The sequence below is a fragment of the Thalassobacter stenotrophicus genome (assembly GCF_001458315.1).
In the GTDB taxonomy this organism is placed as follows: domain Bacteria; phylum Pseudomonadota; class Alphaproteobacteria; order Rhodobacterales; family Rhodobacteraceae; genus Thalassobacter; species Thalassobacter stenotrophicus.
In genome coordinates this window covers 456920-471815 of record NZ_CYRX01000033.1, presented here as the reverse complement: position 1 = coordinate 471815, position 14896 = coordinate 456920, and the positions used below count along the sequence as shown (strand labels likewise).

Sequence of the window (14896 nt, the reverse complement as noted above, 5' to 3'; positions counted from 1 at the left end):
CCAGCAAAAAGAGGGATACCAACCATGCGCCGTACACTACTGCTTTTGAGCTTCTTTCTATTCTCCGCGACTGTGGCACAGGCGCAAAGCGTCGATCCAGCGCGGCCCTTTTCCGTCATTAAGGCGCTGCAAGAAATGGGCTACCGCGCCCAACTTGAGGTCGACAGTGTTGGTGACCCCCGTATCGAGTCGCAGCTGGAAGGTGTGGATTACTACATCTGGTTTTATGGCTGCACCGACAACGCTGATTGCACAAGCTGGAAGCTGTCGGTTGGTTTTGACCTCAACAATGGCCTGACACTGCAAAAGGCCAACGAGTGGAACAGCGAAAAGCTAATGGGGTCTGTCTACCTTGACGATGAAAGCGATCCCTATCTGGAACATTACATCATTGCCAACGGCGGTGTTTCAGGCGTGCTGTTCGAAGAGATGATCTCGCGCTGGAGCTATGCGGTCAGCTCGTTCAAAGATCACATCAACTGGTAAGGACCGTGCCTTTTGGGGCGCTGACCATGCACACAACCTTTACCATCCAGACCCACGGTCCGGGCCTAAGTGAGATCACGCGCGACGTGGCCGCTTGGGTCGCGGACGCGGGTCGGGATGAAGCACTTTTGACGCTGTTTATTCAACACACCTCGGCATCGCTGCTGATCCAAGAAAATGCAGATCCTGAGGTGCGCACAGATTTGACCGCCTATCTGCATCGGCTGGTCCCGCCGACGACTGATCTGTCGATGGATTATCTGACCCACACGTACGAAGGCCCCGATGACATGCCGGGCCACATTAAGGCAGCCCTTCTGCCGACCTCTTTGCAAATTCCAATCATCGGCGGGCGCATGTCGCTTGGCACTTGGCAGGGCATCTATGTCGTGGAGCATCGCGACGCCCCCCACACGCGGAGGGTCATCGCACTACTGCGATAGCACCTTCGACCCGCAAGATAGAGCATGGTTAATATCCCCCTACCCAAGTCTTTGGGATGGTCATATAGTACCTGTGGATAAATGCCCCATGGGCCATAAAGACGTGAAGGGAGACGCCGATGCGGTGCCCGTTTTGTGGAAATGTCGACACACAGGTAAAGGACTCCCGTCCAGCAGAGGACCACGTCGCCATTCGCCGGCGTCGGTTTTGCCCTGCGTGCGGCGGTCGGTTCACGACCTATGAACGCGTTCAATTGCGCGACCTGATCGTGGTTAAAACCAGTGGCAAACGCGAAGAGTTTGACCGTGATAAGCTGGAACGCTCTATCCGTATTTCGATGCAGAAACGCCCGGTTGAGCCGGAGCGGATCGATCAGATGATCTCTGGCATTGTGCGCCGGCTCGAAAGCATGGGCGACACCGACATTTCGTCCAAAACCATCGGTGAAATCGTGATGGAGAGCCTCGCGCGCATCGATACCGTGGCCTATGTGCGGTTTGCGAGCGTCTACAAGAATTTCCAGGCGGCGGATGATTTCGAGGACTTTGTTCACGAACTGCGCCCACCCGAGATCAACGAGTAAGTGCATTCCGACCAAGACGTCCGTTGGATGCGCGCCGCGCTGGCTTTGGCCCGGCGCGGGCTGGGGCGCGTGTGGCCGAACCCCAGTGTCGGCTGTGTTATTGTCCGCGATGGCCGGGTGATTGGTCGGGCACGGACTGCTGACGGCGGCCGCCCCCACGCAGAAACACGGGCCCTAGCAATGGGCGATGCACGGGGCGCGACGGCTTATGTCACGCTCGAACCTTGCGCGCATACTGGGCAAACTGGACCTTGTGCCATGGCCTTGGTTGCAGCTGGTGTCGCGCGTGTGGTTATCGCGCAGACGGACCCGGACCCGCGTGTGGACGGCGGTGGCATCCGCATCCTGCAAGACGCCGGGATTGAGGTCACGACCGGCGTCTGCACCGACGAGGCAGCACTGTTGCAACGCGGGTTCACCACCCGGATCACACAAAACAGGCCTATGGTGACGCTCAAACTGGCCAGCACGCTTGATGGTCGGATCGCAACCGCGAGCGGCGAAAGCCAGTGGATCACGGGTCCCGCTGCACGCGCGCATGTCCATGCCCAACGCGCGGCCCATGATGCGGTCATGGTGGGTGCGGGCACACTGCGCGCCGATGATCCACAACTGACCGTGCGTGGCATGGGCGATGTGCCGCAGCCCGTGCGAGTCGTCGTGTCGCGTAGGTTAGACCTCCCCCCGACAGCCCGCATGTTCCATGACCGCGCCGCCCCTGTTTGGCTGTGCCATGGCGCGGCTGCTCCCGCCCCACTGCGCGACCAATTCGGCGACGCGCGACTGATCGAATGTGGCCAGGATGGCCGCAACTTGGATCCCTCCGCCGTGCTACACGCACTTGGCGACGCAGGCCTCACGCGGGTGTATTGCGAAGGCGGCGGTGCACTAGCCGCATCTCTTTTGGCGGCAGGTCTGGTTGATGAAATTCATCTGTACCTCGCGGGCAAGATCATCGGCGCCGAGGGCACGCCATCCATCGCCGCGATGGGCTTGTCAAAGCTGGCACAAGCGCCTCAGTTCGCGCTGTCAGCGCACCGACAAATTGGGGCGGACGCGCTACAGGTTTGGCGGCCTACGGCCTGACCCGAGCAAGCAGCGCCTCAACCTCTGGCCCCAACGTCTCGACTATCTTTGCGACCCCAGCAGCGTTTGGATGAATTCCATCCGCCTGCATGTAGCTGCGCAGCGCTTGGGGCGTGTTTTCACCTAAGCCTGCAAGGAAATCCTCGACATAGAGAGTATCGTAAGCCTGCGCTAACGCAGGGTATATCCCATTGAATTCCTTTTGGTAATCCGGCCCATAATTGCCCGGTGCCGGCAGCCCGATCAATAACACTGGCACGCCTGCGTTCTGTGTGGCCTGCAAGATGCCGTCCAGATTGGCGCGGCTGACCTCTGGCGCAATGCCCCGCAACAGATCATTCCCGCCAAGAGCCACGATGACCGCATCCACCTCTGGCGTCAGCGTCCAAGCGATGCGCGACAGCCCACCCGCCGTCGTATCGCCTGACACACCTGCGTTCAGTATGGAAACATCCGCCCCCCGCGCCCGCAACCAACCCTGCAATTGCGGCACAAACCCCTGCTCAGGCGGTAAGCCGTAGCCTTGGGTTAGACTATCGCCTAGGGCTGCCACGGTGATTGGCTCGGCCGCAGCGCCGCCCGCAACGGGCAAAACCATGAAAATGCTCACGACAATCGCCTTGGCCTGCGCCGCGACCACCCCATATGTCCTTCTAGACGCCGCCCAAAGGAAACGCCCCATGCCCCCTGTGATCGCCCTCAACAATGTCTCTCTCCGGCTTGCAGGAAACGCGGGCCCAGTGGATATTTTGCATGGGCTCACGCTCGAAGTCGGTGCCCAAGAAACGGTTGGGTTGATTGGTCCATCGGGGTCGGGCAAGTCGTCTCTCCTCATGCTGATGGGCGGGTTGGAGCGGGCCTCGGGCGGCGAAATCCGCGCCATGGGGCAGGATCTGACCGCGATGAACGAGGACCAGCTTGCCCGCTTTCGCCGTTCACATATGGGGGTGGTTTTCCAAAGCTTCCACCTTATTCCGACGATGACCGCGCTGGAAAACGTCGCAACCCCGTTGGAACTTGGTGGCGTGGCCGATGCATTTGAGCGCGCCGAGGCCGAGTTGGAGGCCGTGGGCCTAGGCAGCCGCATGCATCACTATCCCGCGCAGATGTCCGGCGGAGAACAACAGCGCGTCGCCTTGGCCCGCGCCGCCGCACCCCGGCCCGACATTCTGCTGGCGGATGAACCCACGGGCAATCTGGATGGCAACACCGGCGAGGCGATCATGGACCTGCTGTTCGGGCTACGCGACCGGCACGGTGCTACGCTGATCCTTGTGACCCACGCGCCCGAGCTGGCCAAACGCTGCGACCGGGTAATCCGGCTGCGCGACGGCCGCATTGAGACCGACGTTGCACAGGCCGCAGCAGAATGAGCAATGTTTTGACCAGCGCGTGGCGCATTGCCCGGCGGGAGCTGCGCGGCGGCGTCGCCGGATTTCGGATTTTTCTGCTGTGCCTCGCGCTTGGGGTGGCGGCAATTGCGGGCGTAGGCTCCGTCCGGGTCGCGATCTCGGATGGATTGGCCCGCGAAGGCGCGACCATCTTGGGCGGCGACGCGGAGATGTCGTTCACCTATCGCTTTGCCAGCCCGCAGGAGCGTGCCTTTATGCAAGCCACCGGCGCGCGCGTGTCTGAGACAGTCGATTTCCGATCCATGATCGTTAAGGGTGACGGACGTGGCCTGACACAAGTGCGCGGCGTGGATGATCTGTACCCGCTGATCGGGTCAGTCACGCTTGCGCCCGCAATGCCGATTGCAGAGGCGTTGGCGGACAACGGCATCGTGATGGACCCGATCCTAATCGCGCGCATGGACCTCAAGATTGGTGACCAGGTGGGTCTTGGCACAGCAACCCTAACGCTACGCGCCGCCCTAGAGGTTGAACCTGACGCCGCAGGCAGCGGTTTTGGCCTTGGGCCACGGTCATTGGTATCAATGAGCTCGCTCGACGGGTCTGGGCTGTTGGCGCCGGGCACCCTGTTCGACAGTCAATACCGTCTCGACCTGCCCGAAGACACCGACCTTGGCGCGCTAGAGGCCCGCGCCCTAGAGGCGTTTCGCGACACTGGCCTGCGCTGGCGCGATGCGCGCAACGCAGCGCCCGGCATCGCAGAGTTCGTCGAGAGAATAGGTGCGTTTCTGGTACTGGTTGGATTGGCAGGGCTTGCGGTGGGCGGCGTTGGGGTATCAGCCGCCGTGCGCGCCTATCTGGACCGCAAAACACCCGTTATCGCGACGCTCAAGACCTTGGGTGCAGAGGGACGTGTGATCTTTGCCGCCTACCTGATGCAAATCGGCGTATTGGGGGCTGTGGGCATCGCGCTGGGGCTGATTTTGGGGGCGATTGTGCCCCTGCTGTTGGCGCCCCTGATCGCAGCACAACTGCCGATCCCCGTGGCCTTTGGCGTCAGCGCGGGCCCCTTGCTAGAGGCCGCATTATACGGCGCGCTCACGGCATTAATTTTCACACTCTGGCCGCTTGCGCGCACCCGAGAGGTCCGCGCAGCCGCCTTGTTCCGAGATGCCAGCGGGCCGTCCCGCGCGCTGCCCTCTTGGGGAATGCTGATCCTGATCGCGATGCTCGTCTTACTGCTTGTAGGGCTATCCATGTGGCTCTCGGGCATCCCGACGCTCGCGCTCTATTCGGCGGGCGGCATCCTCGGCGCGCTCGCTATTTTAACGGGTGCCGCATGGGGTGTGCGGCGGCTGGCGCGCGGTCTTGCGCGCGCCCATTGGGTCCGGGGCCGCACCGGACTGCGGCTGGCACTGGGTGCCGTGGGCGGACCCGGCGGAGACGCGACATCGGTGGTTTTGTCGCTTGGGCTGGGGCTAACGGTTCTGGCTGCTGTCGGGCAAATCGACACCAACCTGCGTGCTGCCATAACCCAAGACTTGCCCCAAGAAGCGCCTTCATACTTCTTTGTGGACATTCAAAATGACCAACTGCCCGCCTTTTTGAAGCGGGTCACAACCGACCCTGCTGTGCGCCGCGTGGATAGCGCGCCGATGTTGCGCGGCGTGATCACGCGGATCAATGGCATCCCCGCAAGGGATGTGGCGGGTGATCATTGGGTGCTACAGGGCGACCGGGGCCTCACCTATTCCACCCTGCCCCCCAAGGGCACAACGGTCACGGAGGGCGCATGGTGGGCCGAAAACCATGCAGGCCCCCCAGAGATCAGCTTTGCCGCCGAAGAGGCCGAGGAAATGGGGATCGGGCTGGGCGACGCGCTGACCATCAACATCTTGGGCCGTGACATAACCGCAACCATCACATCCCTGCGGGAAGTTGATTTTTCCAACGCAGGTATCGGATTTATCCTCGTGATGTCGCCGAACGCATTGGCTGGCGCCCCGCACACCCACATCGCAACTGTCTACGCCGAAGAAGCGGCTGAGGCCGCAATTCTGCGCGATGTGGCGGGCGACGCCCCCAACATCACCGCGATCCGCGTGCGCGACGGCATCGCCTTGGTGACCGAGGCATTGCAAGGGTTGGCCGCCGCCACATCCTACGGGGCAGCGGCCACTTTGCTGACCGGGTTCATCGTGTTAATTGGTGCCGCCGCCGCGGGTGAGCGCGCGCGCGTTTTTGAAGCCGCTGTCCTCAAGACCCTAGGGGCTACGCGCGCCACGATCCTTGCCAGCTTTGCGCTACGCTCCGCCATGTTGGGTGCCGCCGCAGGCACGGTCGCGATTTGCGCAGGCGCGTTGGCGGGCTGGGCCGTGATGACATTCGTCATGGACGGCACGTACCGATTTGAGTGGATCTCTGCGACGGCAATCATCTTGGGCGGTGCGATGGCCACGCTTTTGGCGGGGTTGGCCTTTGCGTGGCGGCCTTTGGCGGCGCGCCCTGCTGGTGTTTTGCGCGCTAAGGAGTGATGCGTTCGGCCAACGCCGCAAGATCGGCGTTAAACCGCGCGGGATGCTCCAAAAATGGCGCGTGGCCGCAATTGTCATAAACCGCAAGCGTCCCCTGCGGAAGCGCATCCGCCGCCGCCTGCCCGACGGTCCCCGGGATCACGCTGTCCTGTGCGCCATGCACCACCAGCGCGGGGCGGTGGAACGCGGCCCAAACGGGGCGCAAGTCCTCATCCGTTTTGAACAGTGACCGGCGGACCAGCGCGCCGACACGATCGTTAGCCGCAATCAATTGCGCGGTAAATCCGGGATCAAGCGGAGCATGGGTGCAAGCGGTGACGAAACCGCGCGTCGCCTCTGCCCGGGCGGCGTCATCATCAGAATAGAGCGCGCGGTTCATGCCCGGACTGTCTGGGCCGGCCATCCATTCTTCCCGCGCGGAGCCAAGCGCCAAGACGCCACCCGCAAGCGCGATGCCCGCCACGGTCCCTGCCCCATGCGTCGCCAAATAGGCGCCGATCACGCGTGCACCATAGGACCAGCCCACCAGCATCGGCGTCTTGGGTTGCAGTGTCTCTAGCACCGCGCGCACGTCGTCCCCCCAAAGGCAGGTGTCGGTATAGGCGGCCGGGTCTTGGGGCGCATCGCTGTCGCCGTGGCCCCGCAAGTCGAATGAAATCAAGCGAAAACGATCCGCCAGTGGGGACTGCGCGGTCCAAGCAAGCCGTGCCTGCGCCCAACCGTGGATAAACACAAACGCAGGTGCGTCGCGCGGACCCACATCTGTGACCGCAAGTTGGGTGCCATCGGAGCTGAGAATAGAGAGGTTGGTCATAGGCTCACACGGAAGAGGGCGACGCTCGCCAGTACAATCAAAAGGGTCAGACAGGTGGGCTTATAATACGGCTCAAACCGAGGGTTAAAGAGCCGTTGGCCCAGAAACACCCCAACCGCGATGGGGGCTGCCAGAACGACGCCGCGCAAAATGCTTACCCCGGTGAACACCCCATAGGCAACCATCGTGATCGCGCTAAACACGGACGTAAACAGCAGAAAAATCACCAACGTCGCGCGAATGACCCGGGCAGGTTTGTCTTGGCTTAGCGTGTAGAGCGCCACGATCATTCCGCCGATGCCCGCCAGCCCCGTGACGACCCCCGCCAACACGCCGGAACCATAGAGCCCCGGCCTTGTGGCCAAGAATGCAAACCGCACCCGGCTGAGCTGTAACCCCGCGAGACAAATGATCAACGTCAGCGCGATCATGGAGGACGTCATCACCGACACGGACACCGTCAGCGCCCAGCCGATGGGCGCCCCAACCGCTGAGCCCAGCACAAGACCCGTCGCAATGCCCCGATCCGCGTCGCGCAACCCGCCGCGCACCATCATGATCGAAGCCACCGCTTCCAGCACCCAAAGGACGGGGATCAACTCAACCGGCGGCAGGATCACCACGGCCGTGGCCATCATCACCGCCGACAGCGCGAACCCCGAAAACCCGCGCACAAGACCCGCCAAAAAAGCGAGACCGCCTAATACGAGTATATCCGTGGCGTTGAGGGCAAGAACGTCAAACATCATCGCCCTCTACGGCCCCGAACAGCCGCGCGCAAGTCACTCTGGCGGAAGGATACGCACCTCGGGGGCGGCCTTTGCTAACGTCTCACGGATGAGGGTGGCGATTGCCTCATAGGCTTCGTCCCGTGCCGCTGTCACGCGCCATACCATGCCAATCTTGCGCGACGGTTGCGGGTCGTCCAGCGGGAGGGCTGTGACCAATGCCTCGCGCTCAACCTCGGAGCGGACATAGAGCGCGGGCAAAAGCGACACCCCCAGCCCGGTCGCCACCATTTGGCGCAGCGTGTCGAGCGATGTGCCCGCATAATCGAGCGAGATTTCTGCACCCGCAGAGGCCGCGATTTCGGCAACCTGCCCATGCAAGCGGTGACCGGATTCGAGCGGCATCACAGTTTCGCCACGTAGGTCCGCGCGTTTCACCTCGGCCTTAGAGGCAAGCGAGTGGTCATGAGCCACGACCAGCAAAAGCGGCTCCTCAAACAGCGGCGCGATCCGCAGGTCGGGGCCTTCGGCAGGCAGCGGAAACAACAAAATGTCGAGCGTGCCCTGATCAAGCCGCGCCTGTAGATCCGCCGCCGTTCCCTCTCGGACATAGAATTTTAGGTTCGGGTATGTCGCGTGCAAGGCAGGGATCACGAGGGGCAAAAAGTAAGAACCGAGCGACTGCACCAACCCCACACGCACCGTCCCCTCAAGCGGGTTGGAGCCCTGCCGCGCGAGCGACGTGATTTCCTCGACATCCCGCAGGATGCCCTTGGCACGGCGGGCAATTTCAGCCCCCACCGGGGTCAAAATGACCCGAGAGCGTGACCGCTCAACCAATTGCACACCCAGCTTGCCCTCTAACTCTCGCAGCTGCGCGCTCAGCGTCGGCTGAGTCACATGAACCTGATCCGCCGCTTTGCGAAAATGCAAAGCCTCCGACACGGCCACGAGGTATCTGAACTGCTGCAGTGTGGGCATGAAACCCTCCGATCTGGGCGTTAGCTGGATAGTTAGGTTCATACTATCGAAAGTCACGCCTTATAAGTGTTGAACAATCAAAATGAGATGCTAGCTTCCACCCAACAAAGCATTACCAGGGGCGAGCGAAATGGCGGATACGGGACCACAGGTGCCAAGACTTTTTGGCGGGCCATCGGGTTGGATATCTGTGGCCGTGCCGCTGGTGCTATTCATTTGGTTTTTGCAATTCATCCCCGCCATCGCTGCCGGAGAAACCTTGCGCTGGTCGATAGAATGGGTTCCGTCGCTTGACGTCGCGATCAGTTTTTGGCTCGACGGTCTTTCGCTAACGTTCGCGCTGTTGATCACCGGGATCGGAGCGTTGGTGACGCTTTATTCCGCGCAGTACTTGGGCACGCAGCCACAATACCCCCGGTTCATCTTGTTCCTGATGGCGTTCATGATCGGGATGCTCGGCCTTGTACTGGCGGACAACCTGCTCGCGCTTTTTGTATTTTGGGAAGTCACGACGATCTCTAGCTATTTGCTGATCGGGTATCTTGCCGATGAAGCCAAATCGCGCCGCTCTGCGCTACAAGCGCTTTTGGTGACGGGCACCGGCGGCCTCGCGTTCCTTGCCGGGATTGTGTTGATCGGCTTTGCGGCTGGCTCATTTGAACTGTCAGAAATCCGAGACGTTGAGTTGCGCGACCACCCTTGGATCGTCGCGATATCCATCTTGTTCCTCGCGGGCGCTTTCACCAAATCAGCTCAATTTCCGTTTCATTTCTGGCTCCCCAACGCGATGGCGGCCCCGACGCCAGTATCGGCCTACCTACACTCCGCCACGATGGTCAAAGCCGGTATCTATTTGATGGCGCGGATGAACCCCACGCTGGGTGGTACGGACCTGTGGTTTTGGTCGCTCACGATTGCGGGCGGTTTCACAGCCGTTTTCGCGAGCATCCTTGCGATGCGGCAGTCCGATATCAAACAGGTACTGGCCTATACGACCCTGATGGCGCTTGGCACACTGACACTGTTTATCGGGGCGGGTACGAGTGCGGCCATCAAGGGCGCGATGCTCTTCTTGATCGTCCATTCACTCTACAAAGCCGCGCTGTTTTTGATGATCGGTATTGTGGATCACCGTACCGGCAGCCGAGAGGCTGAGGTCCTGTCCGGCCTGTCGCGCAAGATGCCCCTAACCGCACTGGCCGCGGTATTGGCGGCCTTGTCGATGGCAGGTATCCCGCCGCTGATCGGGTTTATCGGCAAAGAATTCCTCTACAAGGCCGCGCTGAGCATGCCGACCGCGCAGCTTTGGATCACTGGCACCGCCTTTGCGGCCTCCGCGCTGATGTTTGCGGTGGGCGGTATCGTGGCTCTGCGCCCGTTCTTTGGCAAACTGGGTGACACACCCAAGGCCCCGCGCGAAGGGCCCATCGCAATGCTGGTGGGTCCGCTGATCCTTGCGGGCCTTGGTCTTGCGCTTGGCGTGAATTCAGACTGGGCCGAAACGCTCGTGCGCCCCGCAACTGCCGCCGTCTACGGCAGCCCGGTTGCTGTTGATCTATACCTCTACAAAGAAGTCAACGCCGCCCTGATCCTATCGCTTGTCACGTTCGCGACGGGCATTGTTCTCTATCTTGGCCACCGCCGCTTGCGCGCACGGCTGGCTAGTATCGAAAGCTGGAACCCTATCCACTTTGACCGCGGTTGGGACAGGTTCCTTGATGGCTTTGCGGCTTTTGCCAAGTGGCAGGCGCAAAAACTGCAACACGGGGTTCTGCGCCGCTACATCTTTGTGATTTTTGCGTTTTTGGGCGTGACGGCTGCCTATGCCATGTGGCTGCGCGATGCATGGCAGGTCCAGTTTGATTTCACGGGCGTAGCTTTTCGCGATTGGGCAGTTTTGATCTTTATCACCGCAGGTGCCTTTGTCACCGCCACAGCAAATTCGCGCATGACCGCAGTTGCGGCCCTTGGCGTGGTGGGGATCGGTGTCGCCCTCATCTTTATCATGTTTGGCGCGCCAGACGTGGCCATCACCCAGCTGTTGGTTGAGACATTGGTCGTGGTTCTCGTCGCACTTGCGATGCTGAAACTGCCCTATCTCAACCCCAAGAAAATTGCCGAAATCCGCGGCTGGGATGCGCTGGTCGCGATCCTTGTGGGCACCACATCGGCCATTGTCCTACTGGCATCCATGGCCGAGCCGCTGGATCGCCGCCTTACGGATTACTTTGAGCTGACCTCATGGCCAGAAGCCTACGGCCGCAACGTCGTAAACGTCATCCTCGTGGATTTCCGCGCGCTCGACACCTTTGGTGAAATTGCGGTGGTCATGATCGCGGCATTGGGTGCCTTTGTCCTGCTGCGTGGTACGCCAAAAGGAGAAGAGAAATGAGTTCCCTAATCGTCAGAGCCGCTACCCGGCTGATGGTGGCGCTGCTGCTCATGTTTTCGATCTATATGCTTTTGCGCGGCCACAACGAACCGGGCGGTGGCTTCATTGGAGGGCTGATCGGCGCGTCCGGCTTTGTGCTATATGCGATGGCCCATGGCTCGGCTGAGGCGCGGACGGCGCTTCGGATTGATCCCCTCGACATCGCGATGTCAGGCCTTGGGATTGCGTTGTTTGCTGGGGTTGCCTCCCTTTTCGATGGTGATGCGTTTTTCACAGGCCAGTGGATGTTCCTCGGCGCGACCGAGACCGAAAAGGGCCTGCCCCTTTCGACCGTTTTGATATTTGACGTGGGCGTTTACCTCGTGGTGCTGGGGTCCATCCTCGCCATGGTGCTCGCGCTGGAAGAGGAAGTCTGATGGAAAGTCTGATTGCCATCATGGTGGGCGTTCTGGTCGCCACGTCTGTCTATCTGATGATGGCGCGCAATGTTCTGCGGTTCATCTTTGGGCTGGTGTTGTTGTCCAACGCGGCCAACCTGACGATCTTTGCCGCCGGGGGACTGACCCCCGAAACGCCGCCGCTGATTGCAGAAGGCGCTGACACCGTGGTGGGCGCCGCCAACGCCCTGCCGCAGGCATTGGTGCTGACCGCCATTGTGATCGGGTTTGGCCTGTTCGCCTTTGCGCTGGCTCTGGTCTACCGCACGTATCAAAACCTAGGCACGCTCAATGCTGATGAAATGCGCATCGCTGAGCCGCGCTTTGAGAGCGAGACCAAAGCCGAGGAGACCTCGAAATGAGTTGGTACCTCGCCACCCCCATCATCCTGCCCTTCGCCACGGCGGTGCTGGCATTCTTGTTCCGCAACACGCCTGAGGGACGCTATATCTCGGTCGCGGGGTCCATTGGGACGCTGATCGCCGCCGTCATCTTGATGGGCCAAGTTCTGGACCAAGGCGTTGTAGCTGCGCAAATGGGCGGCTGGCCTGCCCCCTTCGGCATCACGCTTGTGGCAGATTACCTAAGCGCTGTGATGGTCGTGATCACTGCGATCACCGGGCTCGCGGTCGCGGTATATTCCATCGGGGACATCACCGAGCGGATGGACCAACTCGGCTTTCACGCGCTGTTTCAGGTGCTGATCGCGGGGGTAACGGGCGCATTTCTAACCGGCGACTTGTTCAACCTTTACGTCTGGTTTGAGGTCATGCTGATCTCGTCCTTCGGGCTTTTGGTGCTTGGTGGATCCAAACAACAACTGGACGCGGGCATCAAATACGTCACGCTCAACCTGATTTCGACGATCCTGTTCCTGTCGGGCATTGGCCTGCTGTACGGCATGACCGGTACGCTGAACATGGCCGACCTTGCAGGCAGCGTGGACCGCATTCAGGACCAGGGCACCCTAACCGTCATCGCCACGATGTTTCTGATCGGCTTTGGCGTAAAGGCCGCCGTCTTTCCGCTGTTTTTCTGGCTGCCCGCATCCTATCACACCCCGTCCTTCGCAGTATCAGCGGTGTTTGCGGGGCTGCTGACCAAGGTCGGCGTCTACGCACTGATCCGCATGTTCACGTTGGTGTTCGACACGGATGTCGCATTCACCCACACCCTGCTGTTATGGATCGCAGGCTTTACGATGGTGACCGGAGTTTTGGGGGCTGCCGCGCAAACTGACTTCCGCAAAATCCTATCATTCCACATCGTCAGTCAGATTGGCTACATGGTGCTGGGGCTGGCGCTGTTCACGCCACTGGCTTTGGTGGGCGCAGTGTTCTATCTGGTCCACCACATCATCGTAAAAGCGAACCTTTTCTTGATCGCGGGTGTAGCGCAGCGCATCTCGGGCAGCACAGAGCTGGGTGCAATTGGTGGCCTTTACAAGGGTGCACCGTTCCTTGCGCTGTTATTCTTGATCCCGGCTTTCTCGCTTGCGGGTTTCCCGCCGCTTTCGGGGTTTTGGGCCAAATACGTGTTGGTGAAAGCAGCCCTTGAGGTTGAAGGCTGGATCATCGCCGGTGTCGCATTGGCCGTGGGGCTACTGACGATCTACTCGATGACGAAAATCTGGGGCCAAGCCTTTTGGAAACCCCACCCCGAGGGATACGTGCCCACACTTGCGACCCTTCCCGCAGGCCAAAAGCTCGCGCTGATGACACCCATTACGGCACTTGCAATCATGACCGTGCTTATTGGCGTCTTCCCTCAGCCCTTCGTCAGCTTTGCAGAAACATCGGCGGCTCAACTCTTGGATCCAACGCTCTATATTGAGACTGTATTGCGCCTGAACGCGCCGCTTGACGCCATAACCGCGCCTGCGACGGCACTGCCGGAGGTCACACAATGAGCCTGTTTTTACTGAACCTAATTCTGGCCGTTTCATGGGCCGCGCTCACGGGCAACTTTACCCTACCGGGACTGGCGGTGGGCACAGTGGTCGGATTTGTCGCGCTGTGGGTTGCCTCACCACTATTCGAGGACAATGGCGGGGGCTATTTCAAGCGCGTGTTCAAATGGGTCAAGCTAATCGTGCTGTTCCATTGGGAACTAATCGTGAGTTCCATTTACGTGGTGTGGGATGTTCTCACCCCACGACACCGCGCAAAGCCCGGGGTCATTTGCGTGCCCCTAAAGGCCAAAGGCGAGGCCGAGGTGTTGCTGGTTACGAACCTTATCTCGCTCACGCCCGGCACCCTCAGCATGGACGTGACCGAGGATTGTAACACCCTCGTGGTACACGCAATGTTCGCCGACAATGCGGACCAAATCCGGGCCGACATTGAAAACGGAATGGAAAAATGGGTGCGGGAGGCGTTTGAATGACACCGCAAGAGTTCTTTGACTGGTCACTACATGCCAGCTTTATCATGGTGATGGTTGCCGTAGCCCTCGGGTTCATCCGCTTGATCAAGGGCCCATCACTGGCCGACCGGGTCGTCGCACTCGATTTGATGACAGTCCTGATCGTGGCCTTCTGCGGGCTCTATGCGCTTTTGTCCGAAGTTCAGGCCTTTTTGGACGTGGCCATCGTGCTAGCGCTGATCGGCTTTTTGGCGACGGTCGCCTTTGCCCGCTTCATTGAGCGTAAAATCATCCGCGCCCAAGACACCAAATTGGCGCAAAGCCTAATGGATGAGCCCCCCGCCGAGGAGCCGAAGCCATGAGCCTAATCATCATATCCGTTCTGTTGTTGCTTGGCGGCTTTTTCGCCTTTGTCGCAGCACTCGGCATCGTCCGCCTGCCGGACGTTTTGATCCGCATGCATGCCTCAACCAAGGCGGGCACTTTGTCCTCTGGCCTGATCATGGCCGCAGTTGCGGTCTTTTTCGGCGATACGCAGACGGTCGCAAAGTGCATTGCCATCGTTGTGTTCCTGCTGATCACGGCACCTGTAGGTGCGCATATGATCGGGCGCGCCGCATTCCGCGCAGGCGTTCCCTTGTGGGCGCCGACCAAAGTGGAACATGGCGTGCGGCAGAAGCTAGGCATTGATTGAT

17 protein-coding genes are annotated in these 14896 nt (G+C 60.5%); 13 read left to right on the top strand and 4 right to left on the bottom strand.

Features of this window, described 5'->3' with window-relative positions; all coding sequences use genetic code 11:
• The first annotated feature begins 24 nt into the window (after positions 1-24).
• The 4 genes from THS5294_RS16810 (at position 25) to ribD (ending at position 2599) form a co-directional block, all read left to right on the top strand.
• The gene (locus THS5294_RS16810) at positions 25-486 is read left to right on the top strand and encodes a YbjN domain-containing protein (RefSeq protein WP_058124627.1); all 462 of its coding nucleotides are present in this window, start codon (positions 25-27) and stop codon (positions 484-486) included.
• Between the two features lie 26 nt (positions 487-512).
• The gene (locus tag THS5294_RS16805) at positions 513-929 is read left to right on the top strand and encodes a secondary thiamine-phosphate synthase enzyme YjbQ (RefSeq protein WP_058124626.1); all 417 of its coding nucleotides are present in this window, start codon (positions 513-515) and stop codon (positions 927-929) included.
• Positions 930-1048: 119 nt separating this feature from the next.
• Complete coding sequence (gene nrdR, locus THS5294_RS16800; protein WP_038004730.1) at positions 1049-1513, top strand: transcriptional regulator NrdR; 465 nt, start codon at positions 1049-1051, stop codon at positions 1511-1513.
• Positions 1514-2599: a bifunctional diaminohydroxyphosphoribosylaminopyrimidine deaminase/5-amino-6-(5-phosphoribosylamino)uracil reductase RibD gene (gene ribD, locus THS5294_RS16795; RefSeq protein WP_268873764.1), complete on the top strand. Its 1086-nt coding sequence runs from the start codon at positions 1514-1516 to the stop codon at positions 2597-2599.
• Here ribD and THS5294_RS16790 read toward each other — a convergent pair.
• Positions 2589-3197 carry an arylesterase gene (locus tag THS5294_RS16790; protein WP_058124797.1) on the bottom strand — a complete coding sequence of 203 codons (609 nt, stop codon included), beginning with the start codon at positions 3195-3197 and terminating at the stop codon, positions 2589-2591. The genes ribD and THS5294_RS16790 overlap by 11 nt on opposite strands.
• An 82-nt stretch (positions 3198-3279) precedes the next feature.
• Between THS5294_RS16790 and THS5294_RS16785 the strand changes: the two genes are divergently transcribed.
• Both THS5294_RS16785 and THS5294_RS16780 read left to right on the top strand, forming a co-directional pair.
• Positions 3280-3972 (top strand): ABC transporter ATP-binding protein, encoded by a 693-nt coding sequence (locus tag THS5294_RS16785; protein WP_058124624.1) that lies wholly within the window; start codon positions 3280-3282, stop codon positions 3970-3972.
• Entirely contained in the window at positions 3969-6485 is a 2517-nt protein-coding gene (locus THS5294_RS16780) for an ABC transporter permease (protein WP_058124623.1), read from the top strand. The genes THS5294_RS16785 and THS5294_RS16780 overlap by 4 nt, the downstream gene beginning before the upstream one ends.
• On the opposite strand, the gene THS5294_RS16775 is transcribed toward THS5294_RS16780, so the two are convergent.
• Genes THS5294_RS16775 through THS5294_RS16765 form a run of 3 tightly spaced genes read right to left on the bottom strand, consistent with a single transcriptional unit; the run spans position 6475 to position 9008 of the window.
• The gene (locus tag THS5294_RS16775; protein ID WP_058124622.1) at positions 6475-7299 is read right to left on the bottom strand and encodes an alpha/beta fold hydrolase; all 825 of its coding nucleotides are present in this window, start codon (positions 7297-7299) and stop codon (positions 6475-6477) included. The two genes, THS5294_RS16780 and THS5294_RS16775, sit on opposite strands and share 11 nt — an antisense overlap.
• Positions 7296-8045, bottom strand: coding sequence for a sulfite exporter TauE/SafE family protein (locus THS5294_RS16770; protein WP_058124796.1), 750 nt, complete (start codon positions 8043-8045; stop codon positions 7296-7298). Before THS5294_RS16770 ends, THS5294_RS16775 begins: the two co-directional genes overlap by 4 nt.
• 36 nt (positions 8046-8081) lie before the next feature.
• Positions 8082-9008, bottom strand: a complete 927-nt coding sequence (locus THS5294_RS16765; protein WP_058124621.1) for a LysR substrate-binding domain-containing protein — start codon at positions 9006-9008, stop codon at positions 8082-8084.
• A 130-nt stretch (positions 9009-9138) separates the two neighbouring features.
• Between THS5294_RS16765 and THS5294_RS16760 the strand changes: the two genes are divergently transcribed.
• From THS5294_RS16760 to mnhG, 7 genes are read left to right on the top strand one after another with little or no spacing between them, the layout of a single operon-like run.
• The gene (locus THS5294_RS16760; protein WP_058124620.1) at positions 9139-11400 is read left to right on the top strand and encodes a putative monovalent cation/H+ antiporter subunit A; all 2262 of its coding nucleotides are present in this window, start codon (positions 9139-9141) and stop codon (positions 11398-11400) included.
• The gene (locus THS5294_RS16755) at positions 11397-11816 is read left to right on the top strand and encodes a Na+/H+ antiporter subunit B (protein ID WP_038004717.1); all 420 of its coding nucleotides are present in this window, start codon (positions 11397-11399) and stop codon (positions 11814-11816) included. The genes THS5294_RS16760 and THS5294_RS16755 overlap by 4 nt, the downstream gene beginning before the upstream one ends.
• Positions 11816-12199: a Na+/H+ antiporter subunit C gene (locus THS5294_RS16750; RefSeq protein ID WP_038004715.1), complete on the top strand. Its 384-nt coding sequence runs from the start codon at positions 11816-11818 to the stop codon at positions 12197-12199. The genes THS5294_RS16755 and THS5294_RS16750 overlap by 1 nt, the downstream gene beginning before the upstream one ends.
• Entirely contained in the window at positions 12196-13746 is a 1551-nt protein-coding gene (locus THS5294_RS16745; RefSeq protein ID WP_082645064.1) for a Na+/H+ antiporter subunit D, read from the top strand. Before THS5294_RS16750 ends, THS5294_RS16745 begins: the two co-directional genes overlap by 4 nt.
• Positions 13743-14222 carry a Na+/H+ antiporter subunit E gene (locus THS5294_RS16740; protein ID WP_038004713.1) on the top strand — a complete coding sequence of 160 codons (480 nt, stop codon included), beginning with the start codon at positions 13743-13745 and terminating at the stop codon, positions 14220-14222. The genes THS5294_RS16745 and THS5294_RS16740 overlap by 4 nt, the downstream gene beginning before the upstream one ends.
• Positions 14219-14563, top strand: a complete 345-nt coding sequence (locus THS5294_RS16735) for an MrpF/PhaF family protein (RefSeq protein ID WP_038004712.1) — start codon at positions 14219-14221, stop codon at positions 14561-14563. The genes THS5294_RS16740 and THS5294_RS16735 overlap by 4 nt, the downstream gene beginning before the upstream one ends.
• Complete coding sequence (gene mnhG, locus THS5294_RS16730) at positions 14560-14895, top strand: monovalent cation/H(+) antiporter subunit G (protein WP_058124619.1); 336 nt, start codon at positions 14560-14562, stop codon at positions 14893-14895. Before THS5294_RS16735 ends, mnhG begins: the two co-directional genes overlap by 4 nt.
• Position 14896: the final 1 nt, after the last annotated feature.